Here is a 20,858-nt window from a genome sequence, read left to right as displayed (position 1 = left end):
GGCTTCCTGCCGCTGGTGAGTTTATTATAGCAAAGAGAGTGTTTATACGCAAGCAGTTTTTCAAGAAATGTTTCGGATAGGGTATTTTCCCTTTACAGTACAATCCGGGTCCATCACTACGCTGATGGACCCGAAAGCCACAAGAAAAAATATGCAATAAGCCTGACCCTTCGCCAAAGACAATTTGAAATATTCTCACACCCGCACATTCTCCCTATACTTCGTAGGCGAAACCCCGGCATGCTTCTTAAATGCCAATGAAAAATAATTCGTATCCCGGTACCCCACTAGCATTGCAATTTTCCCCGTCTTCATATTTGATGTTTCTAATAAGAATTTTGCCTTTTCTATCCTCTTGCGCACGATGTATTCGTTGCACCCTTCCCCGCAGACCTTTTTAAAAAGCCGCGAAAAATAATTTGGGGTAATATAGAGATCCGCTGCTATATTTGCTACCGACAGTTCTTCTCCCAGATACTGATCTATGTATTTCTTAGCCTTTGATACGATCTCATGAATGTTTAACTCTTCTTTACTAAATAGCTGCACGATATAATTACGTGTAATTTCACAGGCTTCTTCCCGCTGGGCATGCAAAAGGGACTGCAGGAGGGCATTAATTTTACTGTCTGTGGCTTCCCCGGAATCACTGATATAAGAAAAGTACAGCACTGCGGCTATCTCAAAACAGCATCTGCGGACATACGCACTGGATAAATTGTATGACTCTGTTGCCTTGCAGAATGTCTGGAATGCTTTTAATACATAATCAGAGTTACCGACATTTGCAGTCATGACATTTTTCAGCTCCATATAGATCTGCTGGAACATGGAAACTCTGCTCTGGGCATTATAGGACTGGATAATTTCGTGGATATTTTCTTTTTCATGTTCCAGCAGATATTTGGCATCGTTGTAAGAGACATAGAGATTTTTAAATCCCTCTACACTGCTGCCAATTACAGCTTTTGGCATACTGTTGAACTCATCTTTCAAAATATGATTCAGCTGTTCTACCCGCTCCACTGTCTCATCTGCCTGCTCTCCTGAAAAATATGCCAGAATAATTTTTCCATCGTCATCCATGAAGGTAATTCCTTCTTCTCTGGCATCCACCATGCCAATGCAGATATTCTTGATGGACATGGCACGGAAATTTTCAGATATATCCTTATTATCCGCATACAGTGTCGGTACCAATATCACGATCTGTAATTTCTGCTCCACAGCATAACGGTTTTCCAGCAGCAGATTTTGAAACCCTGACAGATCTGCCAGACGATTATGTACCAGATCCCGCATATATTCCTCCAGCTGCATCTGGGCAGATGCACCCTGGGTTCTCTGCATTCGGCTGGCGAGCTTCTCCTCCAGATTTTTCTGATCCAGATATTCCGCCTGATCCTTCATCAGCTGAGTCAGAAGGTCCTCATCGATGGGCTTTAACAAAAAATCCACTACCTGCATCCTCAGGCATTCCCTGGCATAGTCAAAGCTGTCATAACCGGTCAGAACTACAATGCGCATATCACTTTTAATGGCTTTTACCTGTTCAATCAACTGCAAACCGGTCATCTCTGTCATCTGAATATCCGTAATCATTACATCCGGCATATGCTCTTCTATAATCTTCAATGCCTCATTTCCCGAAGCGGCGGCAAATACTTCCTGAAAACCGATGGCATTCCATGGAATTATATTTTTAATTCCCATACGTATCATTTTTTCATCATCCACAATTAACACTTTATACATTAAAGTACCCCCTTGTATTGTATTTCCTGCTCCAGAGGCAGGCGTATCCGCACCGTCACACCGCCCTGCTCATTGCAGCTGTAGCGCAGCCCGTACCCGTCCCCATACAGAATCTCGATCCGTTTATTAACATTTCTCACTCCATATCCAAAGGTCTCATCATACTGGGAGATAGACGCATTCATTTCATCAATCTGATCCCGGGTCATACCAGTTCCGCTGTCCGCCATAATAATGATCAGATCCTCCCCATCTTGATTAGCGCGGATTGTCACCTTTCCTTTCTTCCCTTCCTTAATCTTCAGCCCGTGGTAAATAGAATTTTCAATCAATGGCTGCAGAGTCATTTTGGGGATCTTGACATTGAAATACTCTTCCGAAATATCAATTTCACTTTGTATGATGTGATCATAACGGATATTTTGAATGGTGAGGTAACTTTTAATATGCTCCAGTTCCTGGGATAATTGGATAATATCCTTTCCTTTACTCAGGCAGATCCGGTAATAACTTGCCAGGGCTTTCACCATGGTGGAGCTCTCCAGATCTCCGTTGGCAAGCGTCTGCCAGTGGATACAGTCCAGCGTATTATACAGAAAATGCGGCTGTATCTGGGACTGCAGTGCATTAAAGCGGATCTGTTCCATCTGATGCTGTTCCACCTTCACCTGCTCCATTAACTCAACAATCCGGTCCATCATCTCGTTAAATCCATGGGATAATTTCTGAAAATCCTGGCCCATTTTTTCTTCCTTTATACGGGTATCAAATTTTCCTTCAGATACGCTGTCCATCTTGCTGATCACTTTATCCAGCGGCTGATATGCCTTATGGACGATCCGGCTGCTCTGCACAAGTACAATTGCCACCAAAAACAGAATCACGACGGATAACATCGCCATAGTCATAATGCTGTCCCTGTATAATTCAAACTCCGGAATGACCATCACCATATAAAAATCCCAGATTCCAAGTCTTTTATAGAGGTATAATTTACCGGATTTTTTAAAATTTCCTTCTGTACCAGTCAAGAGATTTTTATAATCCACTTCATCCATGACGGAATCCGGTTCCGAGGATGTCACTACATTTCCTTCCAGCCCCACCAGGCAGGTGATAGAATCAATTTTCCGGTTTGCTTTACTGCCTATCTGAATCAAAGTTGTCTCGTTGATATTCATACACAGAAGACCCAGCTTTTTTCCTACGTAGCTGGTATCATAGATAGGCTGATAAATATTAAGGGTATATCGGCTGCCCTTAAAATAAGCATTGTTATAGGTATAACGCATTTCCCCATAACCGGCAAAGCTGCTGCTGTCATAATCCTTTTGATAAGTTTCCTCAAATCCTGTTACCGCCAGGCCGTTATCCCCTTTATACAGATAACTGCCGGTATTGGATACCACCCCCAGGAAATTCAGATTTGACTGCAGATTCTTTACGTTAGACAGGGTATTGGTGGCCTTGTTGGTATTCTCTACCTGGGTTATGGCAGACTGCGCCTTTTCCTCGCTGCTTTGCTCACTGTTTTTGTCAGTGTCCTTTCCGGCTGCATTATTATACTTTAGATATGCCTGTACATTTTTATCCATGACAATTGACCAGGCAATTGCCTTGTAATTATTCAAGCCACTTTGATAATTCTCTGCCAAAGTATTAATCTGTTCCATAGCTAGTGCCATCGTCTTCTCACGAACAGACTTAACAGAAGAAATCGTGGAGATGCTCAAAATACACATGGTACTGACAACTACCGCCATGGACAGGAAAAATTTCATCTTTTTATCAAAATTCATGCGTTCAAAGTAAATTCTCAAGTTTTTAAACATCGCACCACCTGCCATCCTTCTAAAGTACACAAACGATTCCACCTGATTGAAGGTGAAATCGTCTTATGGTTTTCCATGATTCTGTTTGCAGTATGAACTTCCTGCTATTGCATTCCCTTATTATATTTCACAATTGTCTAAAAGTCCATTTCAGCCTTTTACGGCTCCCGCCGTCATACCTTTTACCAGCTTATCCTGGAAGAAGATAAACATGATAATCATCGGTAAAACTGTCAGGGTCAGTACAGCCATAATCATCGGTGTATTCATAGAATACTGTCCCTGGAATTCCCAGACTGCCAGGGGCAGGGTTCTGTTCTGTGTGGACTGGGTCAGGGTATAGGCAAAACTGAACTCATTCCACATATTAACACCGTTGTAAATTGCAAGTGTAGAGAGTCCGGGTTTTGCAAGCGGTAAAATCATCTTAAAGAACATCTTGTACTTATTACATCCGTCTATCTCCGCTGACTCTTCAATCTCTCTTGGAATTCCCTGCATAAAGCTGGTGAGAATGAATACTGAGATAGGAACTGCAAACGCCACATAAGGACCGATCAATGCCCAGATGCTGTCATACAGTCCGGTACTCTGGGACATCTTAAATACCGGGATTAAAGTAATATGTATCGGTATAGACATACATGCCACAATCATTGCATAAAGCGGATTTGCCAGCTTAAACTTAAATCTGGCCAATGGATAAGATGCACAGGCAGAGATAAATAATAGTATTGTCAGGGAAACAGCCAGTACAATCACACTGTTTCCAAAAAACTTCCAGAAATTCCCCGCAAATACCGCCTGGTAATTATCCAGATTAAAAGCATCCGGCAGACTGAAAATTCCTTTTACCAGCATTTCAAATTTTTCTTTAAAGGAATTCAGCACCATAAACACAAATGGCATAAATGATATTATCAGATAAAAGATAGCAAAAACAAAGGCAATAACCCAGCAAATCACACTTTTCATTTTTGATTTTTTATATTGATCCATGAATTACGCCTCCTTTTTTCCATTTAATATTTTCATAGTAATAAGGGATACCAGGGTAATCAGGATAAACATACCGCCTGCTACCGCAGATCCATACCCCATGTTGAACGTCTTGAAGGATTGTTTATACATATATGTTGCCATTAATTCCGTAGAAGTACCGGGACCACCGCCGGTCATAACATAAATCAAATCAAAATATTTTAAGGAACCTACCATAGACAGAATTGCTGCACTCTTCATGGATGGTACTAATAATGGAAGTGCTATTTTCCAGAAATATTGTCCTCTTGTTGCCCCGTCTATGCGGGCAGCTTCAAATACATCATATGGAACATTGGTGAATGCTGCCATAAAATAAACCATGTAGAAAGGCGTAAACTGCCAACAGATAACACCGATAACCGTTAATAACGCCGTCCGGGGATTACCCAAAAGGTCAATGTTGCCGCCCCCGAATACTTTGGCGATGGTACTGATGATGCCGCCATTTGTAGCTAACGCATAAGAAAACAGGAAACCAATCGCTACCGAAGACATTAACAATGGTATAAACCAGAGTACTTTAAATAAATTCATTTTCTTCCCGCCAAAATCCAGGAATGTTGCCAATGCCAGACCAATTGGAATCTGAATCACAATCGAAAGGATCATAATCTCTATATTATTTCGAAACGCTATCCAGAAACTTCCATCCTTAACCAGTGTAGACCAGTTGCCCAGCCCAATGAAAGACTTACTGGAAGAGATCCCATTCCATTTATAAAGGCTGGTGTTAAACGTATCGAGAATAGGATAAAAAATAAATACGATCAATAAAATAATTACAGGTGCCAGGAAAATGGCTGCTGCCTTCCTGGTGGCTCTTTGTCTTTGTTTCAGCAGGGAAACCTCTTTACCATCCATCGAATAACCTCCTTTTATTGAAAGGAGGACTCTAAAGCGTGTCCTGAGTCCCCCTGATTTCTGCTGTTTAACTTACTTATCAGCCAGATAGCTCTGCATTGCTTCCTGAAGTTTCTTATTAGCTTCATCCGGAGTCATGGTAAGACCAAAAATCTCCTGGCAGGTATCTTTATGCACTTCTGCTACTGCAGGCGGAAGGTACTGGTCATACCACAGCTGTGTGGATGATGCGTCATTTGCTGCAGTCAGGATATCTTTCGCTACCGGATCTGTAATCAAAGATTCTACACCCTTTACAGGCGGGATTTTGCCTTTATCAACCATCAGCTGTGTAGCTTCATCATCATAGTAATGTTCTGCACATTCAAAAGCTGCTTTTAACTTATCATCGGTACAGTTAAAGGAAATAAACTGATCTCCGATGGTTCCGATCTGGATAGACGCATCTGCATCTGAACCATCGACTGCCGGGAAAGAAAACCAGCCAATTTTTTCATAGAATTCCTTACTGTCGTTCTGGAAGTTTCCGGTATACCAGGATCCGCATAACAGCATTCCTGCCGACTCCTGATACATCAGCTGTCTTGCCTGTCCGTCATCCTCGCTTAAACTGTTAACACCTTCCGGGAAATAACCTTTCTTTACCCAATCCTGAATCTTGTCCCCTGCATATTTAAAGCATTCATCTTCGAATGATCCTGTGCCGTCCGCAGCTTTACTAAATGGTTCCAGTCCGCCATAACGGGTTGCAAGACTCATAAAGTACATTGAACCGGTCCATTTGGATGCATTTGCAAGGGCAAATGGTGTAATGCCATTTTCAACAAAAGTATCACAAACCTTTTCTAGTTCCGAAACTGTCTTTGGAACTTCCAGATTATATTTTTCAAACATTTCTTTATTGTAAAATATACCGGAAATAGATACATTCAAAACAGGTACTGCATAAATATGGTCTTTGTAGGTTGACTGTGCAACTGCCGCATCCATTGCTTTTTCTTCTACCTTACTGCCTTTGAATAAGTCATCGATAGGCTGGCCATATCCGGAATCGATATATTCAAACATTGGTCCTCCCGACCAGCTGGTATACATATCCGGACATTCACCTGAGCTCATTGCAATAACCAGTTTTTCCTTGTAAGTATCATTCTGTGTGGGAACAGAAGTAACGGTATAGCCGGACTGGGTCTCGGAATTAAATTTATCTACGGCATACTGCATGATTGATTTATCCGGGTCTTCCGTACCGATATTCCAGAAAATGATCTCTTTGCTGTCATTATTCGCCCCTGCGTCTGCCGCTTTGGTTTCACCTGCGTCCCCGCCCCCATCAGCAGTTGCTGCATCTGTGTCTGCCCCATCCGCAGCTGCCTGTGTTCCTGCATCCGTTGCCCCTGTGCCTGAAGTTCCGGAACCGCCGCATCCGGCACATAAGCTTGCCGTCATAGCTGCCGCCAGTGACAATGATACAACTGCTCTCCATCTCTTTTTCATTGTGTATCCTCCTTTTTCTTTTACAATTTCCTTGCTTTGTTATATGGTAAATACATATTATCACATGATAAGGATAAGCGAAATTTAATAAAATGTCTGAAATATATAATTTTCTTACCTTTTGGAAAATATTAGATGGGAGCATATCAGACAGAATATCAAAGAACAGATAAAGAAATAAAAAAAGAGAAAAAACAGCTATCAGACTGTCTTTTCTCTTTTTTAATCAATTAACTTTTAAAAGCACTCACCGGGTTCCTGATCCGGCCATTCTGTTTTCACACATTTCAGGATCATTGCTGAAGTCCTGGACATGGTGACATTCACACTTCCCCTGCATATGTCATATACCAGCGGTTCCATCGTATATCCATTCTCATCCGTGAGAACTAAACGAAGCAGACGGTCAGCATTTCCGATATTCGCCTGCCATACAGGTATGGAAAACTCCTGCTGCCCATCGCTGTTATTAAAAATAACAATCATCTGCTCATCTGCCGAAAACCTTCCATAGCTCAGGCAATGTCGCCTGCTGTCTAAAAACTTCAAAGATCCATGGGTTAACACCGGATTTTCTTTATGAATCTTAATCATGTCCTTATGGTATTGGATCAACTCCAGATCTTCCTGTCCCCATGGATAAGTTCTTCTGTTGTCCGGATCCGTAAATCCACAGACACCCGCTTCATCTCCATAATAAATCGTCGGTGCTCCCGGCCAGGTCATCTGCATGACCACTGCTTCACGAAGCACAGCCTTATTAATGAAATTCTCCGCAGCCTCATATCCCAGATTCGCCACACGGCCCACACAGTGGTTGGTACGGGTCAGGAAACGGGAATGGTCATGGTTAGACAGCTCATTCATGGCTACCTGAAGGGAAGGCGCCAGGAAATTAGACATATGGTGGGTCATCGCCCCCACAAAGTTCTCATGATTTCCCAGCATATCTTCACGGTATTCATCACTATGCTTTTCCATGCCGGTAAAGAACCAGGTCATAGGCTCCATAAATGCATCATAATTCATGACCGTATCCCATTCATCGCCTTTCAGCCACATTCCTGCATCTCCGTAATGTTCCGCCAGGATCAGAGCGTCTGGATTTGCCTTCTTTACAACCTTTCGGAACTCCTTCCAGAACTTGTGGTTGTATTCATTGCTGAATCCAAGGTCAGCCGCCACATCCAGGCGCCATCCATCCACATTAAAGGGCGGGGAAACCCATTTCCCGGCAATCCTCATGATATATTCATACAGTTTCTCAGATTCCTCGTAAGCAAGCTTAGGAAGGGTATCATGCCCCCACCAACCGTCATAATAAGCATTATAAGGCCACTCATGTTCATTGTTAAACTTAAAAAAGCTGCGGTAAGGACTGTCTTTATCAATATAAGCCCCTTTTTCATATCCCGGCTGGTTCTCATAGATCCGTTCCCGGTCAAGCCATTTATTAAAAGATCCGCAATGGTTAAACACGCCATCCAGGATAATCTTCATCCCACGGTTGTGTACTTCCTCTACCAGCTTCGCAAAAAATGCATTGCTTGCCTCCAGGTTCTCTTTGTCGGTTACTCTCTTAATGTATTTTGTCGCATGTGTATTATCTTTATCCCAGGGTTCCAGCACCTGTCCCCCGTCACTTACAATTTTCCCATAATGGGGATCAATATAATCGTAATCCTGTATATCATATTTATGGTTAGATGGCGAAACGAATATCGGGTTAAAATAAATAACTTCCACGCCTAAGTCCTGTAAATAATCCAGCTTATCCATTACACCCTGAAGGTCTCCGCCGTAAAACTCCCGGATTCCCATATATGCAGGACGTTTGTTCCAGTCTTTCACACCGGAAGCATGGTCTCCAATGTAAAAATATTCTCTGTCTTCCACATCATTGCTTTTATCCCCGTTATAAAAACGGTCCACCATGATCTGATACATAACTGCGCCTTTTGCCCAGTCAGGGGTCTTAAATCCAGGCACCAGAGCAAACGCATAGTACTCCTGCAAATTCCTGGATACACCTCTTTTATTATAAAAGCACCGAAACTTTCCGGTCTGTATTTCAAAATAATAGTGTAAAGGATTCTCTCCTACAGTAATTTCAATCTTATAATAGTCAAAATCCCCCAGGCTCTCTTCAAACTGCATTATAAGCCTGTCTGCGCCACTGATAAAATACACGGCATCTACATTATTTTTCGCTGTTCTGAAGCGTATTGTTACCGTCTCATGGGGTTCCGGTTCCATCGGCATCACGTAATTCTCAGTTTCATCACTAAACAATGCTTCCATATCGAAAACAGGCCGCATCCGCATTACATACTGCCATGATCTCTGTATCCGTTCCAATTGATTACTATCCATGATCACACTCCTTAATCATATCCTGATTCCATTCTATATCATTCCTACAGTTACTACAAGCCTTATTTGCTGTCAGAGCCTGTTTTCAAACGCGCTCTTATCCCAAAACAGTAAAAAAGACAGCCAGTAATCTGCTGTCTTTTTTGGAGAAGGTATTTCTTCTTATGGGGTGTAGCAAAAACTATATAATGTATTGGGGGGGGGTTTTACGATGATTAGTATATCATCATTGTCCGAATAAGTGTGCACAAACTTCACAAATTTGCTTATCAATTTTTGTGCACTTTTCACTAAAACAGTGCTTCGAACTCTTCCCGGCCAATTTTTTCCTTTTCAATCAACAGTTTTGCACACTTGTGAAGCACTTCAATATGCTCCTCAATCATAGAACGTGCCTTTGTATGGGCATCGTCAATAATCCTCTTCACCTCTTCATCGATGGTAGTTGCAATATGTTCACTGAATGCTCTGGTATGCGCCAGATCTCTGCCGATAAAAACTTCATCATCGTCACTGCCGTAATGGATCAGTCCTACCCGGTCAGACATTCCAAACTGGGTTACCATCGCCTTAGCAAGCTTGGTAGCCTGTTTGATATCCTGGGAAGCTCCCGTTGTAATATCGTTCAGGACCAGTTCCTCTGCCACACGTCCGCCCAGATCTACAATGATGTTCTGAAGCATCTGCCCTTTGGTATTGAACATCTCATCCTTTTCAGGCAGCGGCATCGTATAGCCAGCAGCACCGGTTCCGGTAGGTATGATGGATATGGTATGCACCGGACCCACATCCGGAAGTAAGTGGAATAAAATTGCATGACCTGCTTCATGGTAAGCGGTAATCTTCTTCTCTTTTTCTGAAATAATACGGCTTTTCTTTTCCGCTCCGATACCGACCTTGATAAATGCACGGTTAATATCTTCCTGTTTAATATATCCTCTGTTATCCTTTGCTGCATAAATTGCTGCTTCATTCAACAGGTTCTCTAAATCTGCTCCGGTAAATCCTGCCGTGGTCTGTGCTATGGTTTCCAGATTTACATCATCCCCAAGGGGTTTGCCATTTGCATGAACCTTTAAGATCTCTTCCCGGCCTCTGATATCCGGTTTACCAACACCCACTTTACGGTCAAAACGTCCCGGCCTTAAAATTGCCGGATCCAGAATATCAACACGGTTCGTAGCTGACATGACAATGATGCCTTCATTTACACCAAAACCATCCATTTCAACCAGCAGCTGGTTCAAAGTCTGCTCACGTTCATCGTGGCCGCCGCCCATTCCGGTTCCCCTTCTTCTGGCTACCGCATCAATCTCATCGATGAACACAATACAAGGCGCATTCTTCTTGGCCTCTCCAAACAGATCACGGACACGGGATGCACCGACACCTACAAACATTTCCACAAAATCAGAACCGGAAATACTAAAGAACGGTACTCCTGCTTCTCCTGCCACTGCTTTCGCCAGGAGGGTTTTACCTGTTCCCGGAGGTCCAACCAGCAGTACACCTTTTGGTATTCTGGCGCCTACCTGAAGATATTTCTTTGGCTCCTTTAAGAAATCAACGATTTCCTGAAGGTCTTCTTTTTCCTCCTGCAGGCCTGCAACGTCTTTAAAGGTTACACGCTTGCTATCCGGAGTGGTAAGGGTTGCTCGGCTCTTTCCAAAATTCATCATTTTATTATTCCCGCCGGATGCCTGACGATTCATCATGCTAAATAAGAATATCATCATAACCCCCATCAACAGTACCGGGAAAATGGTTGTCATAAACATACTTTCTTTCGGAATATCAAATAAAACGGTTGGAACATTTTTTTCTGCAAGCTGAGCCTGGGACTCTTTTACGTCCGACACATTCAGCTTCTTGGTCGTTCCATCTTTTAAATATACATATAACTGTCCTGTTGGCACCTGGCTGTTCTGATGAATCTCTACTTTCACCACATTACCGCTGTCCAGCGCTGTGGAATATTCCTGAAGGCTGTACGTCTCCTGCATGGATAATCCGCCCCGCAGCATCATAAATGCTGCAACCACGAGCACGGCAATTACAATGTAGATGCCCCAATTTCTTGAACTCTTATTCAATGCCTTAAATCTCCTCTCTGTAATTCTCTGGTAGTACTTCATTGCGTAATAATGTACTAATATAACACCACGTAGGCTTCTGCGACAATTACAGCTCTACTACTCCGATATATGGAAGATTACGGTATTTCTGCGCATAGTCAAGACCAAAACCTACAACAAATTCATCTGGAATATTGAATCCCACATAATCCACTTTTACATCTGTAACACGTCGTTCCGGCTTATCAAGCAGCGTACAGATTGTCATACTGCTCGGTTTTCTTTCTTTCAGGATCTGTGCCAACCGGCTTAATGTTCTTCCCGAATCAATAATGTCTTCGATAATAATAATATCTTTATCCTCAACGGATTCATCCAGATCTTTTTTAATCTTAACTTCCCCGCTGGACTCTGTACCTGCCCCATAACTTCCCACCGACAGGAAATCCATTGTCACCGGTACAGTAATTCTCTTAGCCAGTTCACAGGTAAAAAATACACTGCCCTTTAATACACAGATCAAATGCACTTTCTTACCGGCATATTCTTCACTGATCTTTTCACCCAGTTCTCTTACTCTTTTGTTTACCTCTTCTTCCGGTATTAACACACGGATCTTATCTTCCATTAGTCTGCCTCCTGCTCCACTTGTATCTTTAATAAAATTTTTGTATCTTCTGTAACTTTATATGCCTCACTGATGCGATATCCCACAATCCACATGATATGGGGGCCATCCGCCAGGAGTAAGATCCGGTCTCTCTCATCCTGAGGAATTTTCTCATCAATAAAATAAGACTTTAATTTCTTTTTACCGCCCTCCCGGTTTGTGATAAAATAATCCCCGCTTCGGCGGCTGCGTAAAGAAACTGCATTGTATATTTTATCATAATCCAGCCATTTCGTATATGCTTTTTCTTTAATATTTTGGTTTTCATATATTTCCGTGGTAAAAATTACCCGCTTTCCACCGATAACGTAAGTTCCGGGCACCTGAACCTGCAATTCCTGCTCCTGTAAACCCATGTACGCCTTTTCCACAGGCTTTTCTTCTTCATTGGCAATGCAGATCTGGCCGGGAAGACGTTTCGCCCGATACCCGCCCGGCAGCTGAATCATTCTCCCTGACTGCAGATCCGGCAGTTTCATCAGATTATCGATATGGACACTTCCTATATCCCGGAGTCCGCATCCGATCTCTTTTAAACAGAACCGGCAGAGGTATTCTCTTATCACCTCCGGCTTTTGGGAAAAAATCGCCGTATCAATTAAGGCTTTCCCGTTTGAAATGCAGATACAGTCTTTTGCCTCCCGCCTGGAAGCCTCTTCCATATACGCTTCTATCTTCTGCAAATGCTGCCCCGTTTCTGCAATATGGGCAGTTGCTGCCCCATTTAATTCCTTTTCCAGATAAGGAAGGACATGGAGACGCAGCTTATTTCTGGTATAATCATCGGACAGATTCGTAATATCTGTCCGGTACGCTATCTTTCTTTCTGTGAGATACGACTCAATTTCGGCTCTGGATGTATCTAGAAGCGGCCGTATAATGCAATCCCGCACCGGTCTGGTTCCGCACAGCCCCCTGAGACCGCATCCACGTACCAGATTCCACAATATTGTCTCTGCCTGGTCATTTGCATTATGGGCAACCGCTATCTTATTGCCATTAAGGCGTTCCATGGCATCCGCAAATGCCTCGTATCTAGCCTCCCTGCCTGCCTCTTCCACAGATATTTTCTTATTCCGTGCTGCTTTTACCACATCCACGGAATATAAATAAAAAGGAATCCCTTTCTCTTTACAAAGGTTATCCACAAAGTCTGCATCATCCAGACTGTCTTGTCCACGAATTCCATGTTCAATGTGGACAACTTGTATAGAAAAAGGAATTTTCTTTCTTACCTCCAGCAGTACAAAAAGCAGGCATACCGAATCAGCTCCTCCGGATACGCCCACTATAACACTGTCATTTTCTTCAATCATTTTATATTTCTGTATATATTGGAACACTTTCTGCATGCATCTCCCCCTGAATATTACAAGCCAGCTTACGCAATGCTGTACTGGTAGTTTGAAAGCGCTTTTCTTTCAAACCTGGCTCTCCCGTATTTTTATGCCGGATTTCTGATACTTCCGACTATATAACTACTAATATAAAGAATACTTATGGAAAATGCAAGCATCAATTACTTTTTCCAGACTCCCCCCACCAGTACTGTCATGTCATCCATTGCCCTGCAGTTCTGATAAATAAGTACTCTTTCCAGAAGTGCTTTGGCAAATTCCCTGGCATTCGTTGTCTGAATCTCCATAATCAGCTCCTTCATCACCTCTTCCGCATTTTTAGGCGGCAGCGCATCCAGCACCCCGTCGGATATCATAATAATAAAATCTCCTGAAGTTAACTTTTTACTGGTGCAGTCAAAATCAACCGTCTGCAGCATCCCTACGGGCAGGCTTGTACTTGTGACCGCCTCAACCCAGTTATTCCGCTTAAAGAAAGTAGTGGAGGCTCCGATCTTCATCAGTTCGCAGCTTCCATTGTAAAGATCAATGGCGCATAGGTCGATGGTAGAAAACATCTGCATTCCCCCCTGCAGCACCAGCGCTGAGTTGATCATCCTGACCGCTGTTTCCTTATTGAAACCTGCGTCCAGAAATTGTTCCAGCAGTTCAATGACTTTTTCACTTTCTTTACATGCACCGATGCCGGAACCCATCCCATCAGAGAGGCTCATGATCATCTGACCATTATCCCTGCTTAAGAAACCAAAATTGTCACCGGAAATCATTTCCCCATCTCTGGTTACCCTGGCCACACCATTTAAGACACTGAATTTGGTATCCGATACAAAAAGTACCGTACTGTACTCCCGGTTTATCATCATCCGGGAATCTTTAGCCGGTACCATAGGGCTTTTACAAATCTCACTGAGAACAATACCAATTTCTTTGGTAGAGACGCATCTCCCTTTCATAGACCTCATTGTCATAAATATCTGCTGCCTGTCCTGATCCTGCGGAAGCACCCATAAGTCCTTTACCACCACAAACCGCAGCCTCAGGCGCATCTTAACCTTTTCTCTGAAATCCTCATCCACATTTTTTACATCATAGACATTATCTGAAATCTTGCGTACAATATCAGCAGTTTCATGGAGCTGCTCCGCAACAGCGGATCTGTTTTCCAATAGGCGGTTGCTCCACAGCAGGTTTAGCTTAGCCCTTGAAAATACTTGTACCATTTCTTCCAGAAAAGTTCTTCCATGGATGCAGTACTCAATGAATTCCACCTGCTTGTCCGCACTGATCTCTTCCCCTTCTTCTTCTATCGCTGAAAGGATGTCATAGACCCTGCGGTAGGTATTGTAATGTTCCTTCTCCCAGCAGTTGCTGCACATGGCGCACTGGCTGCATATCCGGTCCTGTACTTCATGAAAAATTTCTTTCACATCACCCTGTGACAGACGTTCCTTCTGACAAGGCATACTGTGGAATGTATTTGCAAGATCCTGAAAAGAATCTGCTATCTTTCCAATCATTTCCTTACCCGGTCCGTTTACAAACTCTGTCGCCGGTTCGCCTTTTTCTTTTTCTCTCACGAGCAGCTTTAACAAATCCCATAGTATCCATAAGACACTTACTACGAGAACAGCTATGATGAAATCCCCCATGTTCTTAACCTCCCTGAAATTCTGCTCTTAAGGTGGTATTATAGACCGGGGCAAGAAAAATATTTGTCAAAAACAAGGATCAAAAACAAGGAATCTTTTGACAAAATGCGCGCAGGCAACGAGCCAAATGAACCCGCAGGCTCGTACATCTGGCTCGTTGCCCGCGACTAAAACGTATATACAAAAAAGGCACTATGGATAAACCATAATGCCTGATTTCAGTAGCGGAAGGGAGATTTGAACTCTCGACACCACGGGTATGAACCGTGTGCTCTAGCCAACTGAGCTATTCCGCCACAACGATACCCATTATATCGATTTCTTTCCCATTTGTCAACTGATTTTTGGAAATTTTTTTAATTTTCGAGTAAATTCGTTAAATACGTTCCATAAGACTCAATTCAAGGCTTCCCCTTCTATTCATCTTCCTTGAAAAGTATCTCATCTTTGTACACTAATCCCAGCTTGTCCCTGGCTACCTTTTCTGCATATTCTTTCGTCTGCATATAAGCCTTCATGTCTTCAATATCTTTCGCACGCTGCTCCTCTGCCTCAAGCTGCGTCTGGAGCTGTGCTTCCTGTGCTGTATATATGGCATTTTTCTGCTTTATAGTATTACTTTGAACAAACAGTGTCACCAAAAGAACAAGCACCACCGCTGAGATGCAAACCATACCCCGGCGGTTGCTGCCTCTATCTCTTCTTTTTTTGCGCATATGACCCTTCCTTACTAATTTTTCCCCATTTTTTTCTACGTAGTCTTATTTTACCCGCTTTTTTTCCAGATTTCAATGTTTTTACCAAATTCTTTCTTAAGAATTTTTTAAGTTTCGAAATTGGTCGGAATATGAAGCTGAATAATGTCGAAACCCAGTGGAATATGAAATTTAATGCGGTGGAAACCCCCTTGACAATGTAACCGCTCACGCTTTCGTGATATAAAATGACACCCAGCAAAATTCCCGCGATGGCAAATCCGCGAATCGCTCCATTATTTTTTTCATATATCATACAAAAAATGACGAAAGCAGTCACACACCAATAGAGAAAATCTTCCACTCCGGTAAGTATCGTACCGTGTTTGAAGACCCTTCTTAAGATCCTCAGCAAATCATATGCAAATACCAGTAAAACCCCTGTGGCAACCGAAGTCAGAAAGAACCATGTCTCGTTTTGAATTACTTCACTCATAAGCGCCTACTTGAACAGCCTTCCAAGCAGAGAGTCACCCTGTTTCTTGGAATGTCCGTTTTCGGAATAAATCAGACTGTCTATCTTCCCTTCGATGTCTACTTCCCCTTTTTCCAGTGTCAACCGGTTCACATGCAGCTCTTTTCCTTTTATCTGTAAAGTCCCCAGATCCGTTTCTAAAACCACTTCGTTTTCATCAAAAGAAAGCACATCCGATACTCCACTGATGGTTCCTGTCTTTCTTCCACTCATGGTTACCTTATGTGCTCTTACGATCTGTTTTTCATCCATAGAATCACCCCGCCTGGCAATATCTCTTTTTAATATATTAGCCAAAACGGGGTTTTATACATCTTTTTCAGATGCTTTTCTATTTAATTTTTTATGCCTGAAATCGTTAGGCAAATTCGGTCAGGAACCCCTTATCAGGCTTACACCGGTCTACAAATAACGGTACAGTTCCTTCGCTTCATCCTTTTTTACTGTTTCCTGGACATCCAGTACCTCCACTTTGACAGCCTTCGTGCCAAACTGGATTTCAATGACATCGCCTTCCTTTACATTTGTGGAAGCTTTTGCGACTTTTTCATTGATGAGTACCCTGCCTGCATCACAGGCTTCATTTGCTACGGTTCTGCGCTTGATCAGCCTGGATACTTTTAAAAATTTATCTAGTCTCATTATTACCTCCATGCATATCGTAAATATCCTATGATACTCACAAATTGCCATTCATGCCGACAAGCAAAAAGGGGAACCGAAGTCCCCCTAATCTTATCTTTACTGAATTATTCGTTGATCAAATCCTTTAATGCTTTTCCTGCTTTGAACTTAGGTGCTTTAGATGCATTAATTGTCATTGTCTCGCCTGTTTGAGGATTTCTTCCTTCTCTAGCTGCTCTTTCAGACACTTCAAATGTACCAAAGCCAACTAACTGGATCTTTTCACCTTTCTTTAATTCTTCAGCAACAACATCCGTAAATGCTTTTAATGCCTTTTCCGCATCTTTTTTGGATAATTCTGTCTTTTCAGCAATAGCTGCAACTAATTCTGTTTTGTTCATGGAATAATTCCTCCTCTGATTTCTCTTATTGTTCTATACAGAATATATTTATATTTTCGAACTCTATAACTCGCCTTGCAAGATAAGTCCTTATGTCTATTTATAAACTCTCGTACAGATTTTGTCAAGGAATTTCCGCTATTTATTGGTGTTTTCATCAAGAATTAAGAATTTATTCACAACAAATATTGCGCCATTTCCGCTTTCGCTTTTGTCAAGGCTCTTTTTTGTATTTCTTCCGTTTCTTTTGATTTTCCTTGTTTTTCCATTTTCTTGATATCTTCCCATTTTACAAGGACTTCAGCCGATGTTCCGGCATTTTCACTTGCAAATACATGAGGGTGCCGGCGGATCATTTTCTCCCCTGCACACTGGATTACATCTTCTATGGAAAATAAACCCTCTTCAGATGCAATCTGGGTATGTAATACCACCTGCAGCAGCAAGTCCCCCAATTCTTCACAGAGGTTCTCACTGTCACCTGTTTCGTTATAGATATCAATTGCTGCCAGCACTTCTGCAGACTCATTAATCAGACAGGACTTCAGGCTGTCATGGGTTTGTTCCCTGTCCCAGGGGCAGCCGTCCTTTGCCCTCAGACGGGCAATAATCCGGCAATAGTCCTTAAAGCTATACTGCCTGTCCATTTTAGAGCATCTCCTGGATCATAGCCAGTACTTTTTCTCCAAGAGCTGCGGACTTGTCATCTGCATCTTTCAGGGAAGTACCTTTCACACCATAGTAGAATTTTACTTTTGGTTCTGTTCCGGAAGGTCTGACGCACAGCCATGCATCATCATTTAAATCGTAATAGAGAACATTGGAATTAGGCAGACCAGTTGGAGAAACTGCTCCTGTTTCCATGTTCTTAATCGTATCCTTTTTGTAATCTCTTGCAGAAAGTACTTTGTAATCGCCAATCTGTACAGGCGGATCATTACGCAGTGTCTCTAAGATCTCCTGGATCTTGGCAAGTCCTTCAATTCCTTTTAAGGTAATGGACTTAATATCATCTTTGTAGTAGCCGTATTTCTCATACATATCGATCATGGCATCCCAGAGAGTCTTACCCTGGCTCTTGTAATATGCCGCTGCTTCACACAGTGCCATCGTTGCAACAATCGCATCTTTATCTCTGGCATGGGTTCCGATCAGACAGCCATAGCTCTCTTCAAACCCAAACAGATAGGTTCCTTTGCCACTGGTTTCAAATCCAAGGATCTGCTGGCCGATAAATTTAAATCCGGTGAGGACTTCGATAAATTTCACACCATAAGCCCTGGCAATTGCTGCTGCCATATTGGTGGTAACGATAGTACTGATCAGTGCACCGTCTTCCGGAAGACCTTTTGATACAGCTCTCTGACCAATTTCATAATCTGCCAGGAGACATCCGGACATATTTCCGGTCAACGTAATGTATTCTCCTGTTTTGTCATCTTTTACATAAACACCCAGACGGTCTGCATCCGGATCTGTTGCCAGTACCAGATCTGCATCCACTTCTTTGGCAAGCTTAAGTCCCAGCTCAAATGCTTCTTTCGCTTCAGGATTCGGATAGCTTACTGTTGGGAATTCACCGTCCGGCAATTCCTGTTCTTTTACGACATATACATTTTCAAACCCAAGCTCTTTTAATACTCTTCTTGCCGGGATATTTCCGGTTCCATGAAGGGGGCTGTATACAATTTTCAGATTCTTCTGTTCCGCTTTAATAGCATCCCAATGAATTACCTGGCTTTTCAGTTCTTCAATATATGCATCGTCAATATCTTGTCCGATTACCGTATAAAGTCCTGCAGCTTTTGCAGCTTCTTTATCCATGGTTTTCACTGTGCTGTAATCAGTAACCTTCTTAACTTCATCCATTATTCCGGTATCGTGCGGCGGCGTAATCTGAGCGCCGTCTTCCCAGTATACCTTATAACCGTTATACTCCGGCGGATTGTGGCTGGCTGTAATATTAATACCTGCGATACAGGAAAGCTTACGAACTGCATAGGAAAGTTCCGGCGTTGGCCTTAAGGATTCAAAAACATAAGCCTTAATTCCGTTTGCAGCAAGGCAAAGTGCCGCTTCATCTGCAAACTCAGGAGACATTCTCCTGGAATCGTATGCAATCGCAACACCTTTTTCTTTGCCGCCAACGCTTGCTATGTAGTTAGCCAGACCCTGTGTAGCCTTACGTACAGTATATACATTCATTCTATTTGTTCCGGCACCTATAATACCACGAAGTCCGGCTGTTCCGAACTCGAGATCCGCATAAAAACGCTCTTTTATTTCATTTTCATCATTTGCAATCCCTTTTAATTCATCTTTCGTGGCTTCATCAAAGTATGGATTGTTCAGCCATCCTTCGTAAATACTCTTGTAATCCATTGTACTACCTCCTGCCTAAGTTTATAATATACAGACGCTTTTCCACGTTAACGGTTGAAAATTGTCTCTGGGTACATTATATAATAGAAACAGGAAAAAAGGAATCATTATTCCAGTATTTTTAAGAAACAATTTCTCTGATCCTGTTGTTTCATCAGGATTTCCAGCTTTTCGACATTTTTCTGCGGGATCCATGCCTTGTTCATATTATAGTACTGGTTTGCCAGTTTCCAGAACTTTTCAGGATAATACAGCCGGAGCATCAGATGCTCCATTTCCATGTCGGAAATCCGCCTTACGCTTCCATATTCCCCCAGCATTTTCATTCCAAGGGCAATATTCCAATCCTGTTTTTCCAGGATTTTGCGAAGGAATTGATACAGATCCGTTACCGGGATATCATAGCGGCACTTGTCAAAATTGGTGGTCGAAACACCGTCGCGGCCGATCAATATCTGATGCTGATTGTAGCATCCATGTATTAACTGTCCCTTGTTCAGCGATTCCTGACGTAGTTTCTCATAAGTAGATTCCTTAATACGGCGTACAGAATCCTCAGCCTGTTCAAAAAATACAGGAAAGCTTTCCAGAAACTTAGATTCGAACGCATTTTTACCTCTCCTGCTCCGCATAAAGGCACGTACCTTTTTTAGCTCCTGATTGTGGCGTTCCAGCTCCTCTACCAGGTCACCGCCCTGATAGACCATGTCCTCCTCTGTTCCCTCCATACGCATTACCTTATGAATCATTGCCAGGTTCTTAATGGCAATTGCGATATCTTCTTCATTTTTTGTATCACACTCTTTCCCTTCAAACCAGTCCTTAACGACATATCCATTCTCATCTCTGTCATATGAAACCAGGTTTCCCTCCATATTTTCCAATATGTAGTCTACATTTGAAACCCCATTCTCCTTCAGCAAAGCCAGGACCTTATTCTGGAAGGCAAGTCTCTTTGCCGAACCGGAAAACTCCGTTAAGAGTTTCTTTCCCTTATCTGTCTCGCAGATATAGGAGCCACGGCCTCTCCTGGTAGCGGCCACCTTTAAGTCATACTGTTCTAATACTTTTAAACCTCTATCGTTCACTCCAATCCCCCCAATCCCT

General features: G+C 42.6%; 18 protein-coding genes and 1 tRNA gene. All 19 read right to left on the bottom strand.

The genetic code is table 11. The features are described 5' to 3' along the window. Nucleotides 1-195: 195 nt before the first annotated feature. Entirely contained in the window at nt 196-1,755 is a 1,560-nt protein-coding gene (locus tag QR40_RS26060; RefSeq protein WP_027295006.1) for a response regulator, read from the bottom strand. After that, nucleotides 1,755-3,617 (bottom strand): sensor histidine kinase, encoded by a 1,863-nt coding sequence (locus tag QR40_RS26055; RefSeq protein WP_152614291.1) that lies wholly within the window; start codon nt 3,615-3,617, stop codon nt 1,755-1,757. Before QR40_RS26055 ends, QR40_RS26060 begins: the two co-directional genes overlap by 1 nt. A gap of 120 nt (nt 3,618-3,737) precedes the next feature. Next, nucleotides 3,738-4,586, bottom strand: a complete 849-nt coding sequence (locus tag QR40_RS26050; RefSeq protein WP_027295008.1) for a carbohydrate ABC transporter permease — start codon at nt 4,584-4,586, stop codon at nt 3,738-3,740. Between the two features lie 3 nt (nt 4,587-4,589). Then, entirely contained in the window at nt 4,590-5,492 is a 903-nt protein-coding gene (locus QR40_RS26045) for a carbohydrate ABC transporter permease (protein ID WP_027295009.1), read from the bottom strand. Between the two features lie 72 nt (nt 5,493-5,564). After that, on the bottom strand, nt 5,565-6,989 hold the full coding sequence (locus QR40_RS26040) for an extracellular solute-binding protein (RefSeq protein ID WP_044297480.1): 1,425 nt from the start codon (nt 6,987-6,989) through the stop codon (nt 5,565-5,567). A 237-nt stretch (nt 6,990-7,226) separates the two neighbouring features. Beyond that, entirely contained in the window at nt 7,227-9,308 is a 2,082-nt protein-coding gene (locus QR40_RS26035) for a glycoside hydrolase family 13 protein (protein WP_044297508.1), read from the bottom strand. Nucleotides 9,309-9,652: 344 nt separating this feature from the next. Then, complete coding sequence (ftsH, locus tag QR40_RS26030; RefSeq protein ID WP_027295012.1) at nt 9,653-11,455, bottom strand: ATP-dependent zinc metalloprotease FtsH; 1,803 nt, start codon at nt 11,453-11,455, stop codon at nt 9,653-9,655. A gap of 88 nt (nt 11,456-11,543) precedes the next feature. Beyond that, nucleotides 11,544-12,065, bottom strand: coding sequence for a hypoxanthine phosphoribosyltransferase (gene hpt / locus QR40_RS26025; protein WP_027295013.1), 522 nt, complete (start codon nt 12,063-12,065; stop codon nt 11,544-11,546). After that, a complete protein-coding gene (tilS, locus tag QR40_RS26020; protein WP_044297479.1) occupies nt 12,065-13,459 on the bottom strand; it encodes a tRNA lysidine(34) synthetase TilS in 1,395 nt (464 codons plus the stop codon). Before tilS ends, hpt begins: the two co-directional genes overlap by 1 nt. A 167-nt stretch (nt 13,460-13,626) precedes the next feature. Beyond that, complete coding sequence (locus QR40_RS26015) at nt 13,627-15,114, bottom strand: SpoIIE family protein phosphatase (protein ID WP_027295015.1); 1,488 nt, start codon at nt 15,112-15,114, stop codon at nt 13,627-13,629. Between the two features lie 222 nt (nt 15,115-15,336). Continuing rightward, a tRNA-Met gene (locus tag QR40_RS26010) sits at nt 15,337-15,410 on the bottom strand. A 120-nt stretch (nt 15,411-15,530) separates the two neighbouring features. Further along, nucleotides 15,531-15,830 carry a septum formation initiator family protein gene (locus QR40_RS26005; RefSeq protein ID WP_027295016.1) on the bottom strand — a complete coding sequence of 100 codons (300 nt, stop codon included), beginning with the start codon at nt 15,828-15,830 and terminating at the stop codon, nt 15,531-15,533. Next, complete coding sequence (gene yabQ, locus QR40_RS30345; RefSeq protein ID WP_052431065.1) at nt 15,808-16,305, bottom strand: spore cortex biosynthesis protein YabQ; 498 nt, start codon at nt 16,303-16,305, stop codon at nt 15,808-15,810. The genes QR40_RS26005 and yabQ overlap by 23 nt, the downstream gene beginning before the upstream one ends. 6 nt (nt 16,306-16,311) lie before the next feature. Continuing rightward, nucleotides 16,312-16,596 carry a sporulation protein YabP gene (gene yabP, locus QR40_RS25995; protein WP_027295017.1) on the bottom strand — a complete coding sequence of 95 codons (285 nt, stop codon included), beginning with the start codon at nt 16,594-16,596 and terminating at the stop codon, nt 16,312-16,314. A 150-nt stretch (nt 16,597-16,746) separates the two neighbouring features. Then, complete coding sequence (locus QR40_RS25990) at nt 16,747-16,986, bottom strand: RNA-binding S4 domain-containing protein (RefSeq protein WP_027295018.1); 240 nt, start codon at nt 16,984-16,986, stop codon at nt 16,747-16,749. A 107-nt stretch (nt 16,987-17,093) separates the two neighbouring features. Beyond that, entirely contained in the window at nt 17,094-17,369 is a 276-nt protein-coding gene (locus QR40_RS25985) for an HU family DNA-binding protein (protein WP_027295019.1), read from the bottom strand. A 176-nt stretch (nt 17,370-17,545) separates the two neighbouring features. Next, the gene (locus QR40_RS25980) at nt 17,546-18,016 is read right to left on the bottom strand and encodes a MazG family protein (RefSeq protein WP_044297478.1); all 471 of its coding nucleotides are present in this window, start codon (nt 18,014-18,016) and stop codon (nt 17,546-17,548) included. 1 nt (nt 18,017) lies between these two features. After that, nucleotides 18,018-19,751 carry a phospho-sugar mutase gene (locus tag QR40_RS25975; protein ID WP_044297477.1) on the bottom strand — a complete coding sequence of 578 codons (1,734 nt, stop codon included), beginning with the start codon at nt 19,749-19,751 and terminating at the stop codon, nt 18,018-18,020. Nucleotides 19,752-19,858: 107 nt separating this feature from the next. After that, the gene (locus QR40_RS25970) at nt 19,859-20,839 is read right to left on the bottom strand and encodes a CotS family spore coat protein (RefSeq protein WP_027295022.1); all 981 of its coding nucleotides are present in this window, start codon (nt 20,837-20,839) and stop codon (nt 19,859-19,861) included. Nucleotides 20,840-20,858: the final 19 nt, after the last annotated feature.

The sequence above is a fragment of the Robinsoniella peoriensis genome (assembly GCF_000797495.1).
GTDB lineage: Bacteria > Bacillota > Clostridia > Lachnospirales > Lachnospiraceae > Robinsoniella > Robinsoniella peoriensis.
This window is presented reverse-complemented; position numbering and strand designations above follow the sequence as displayed.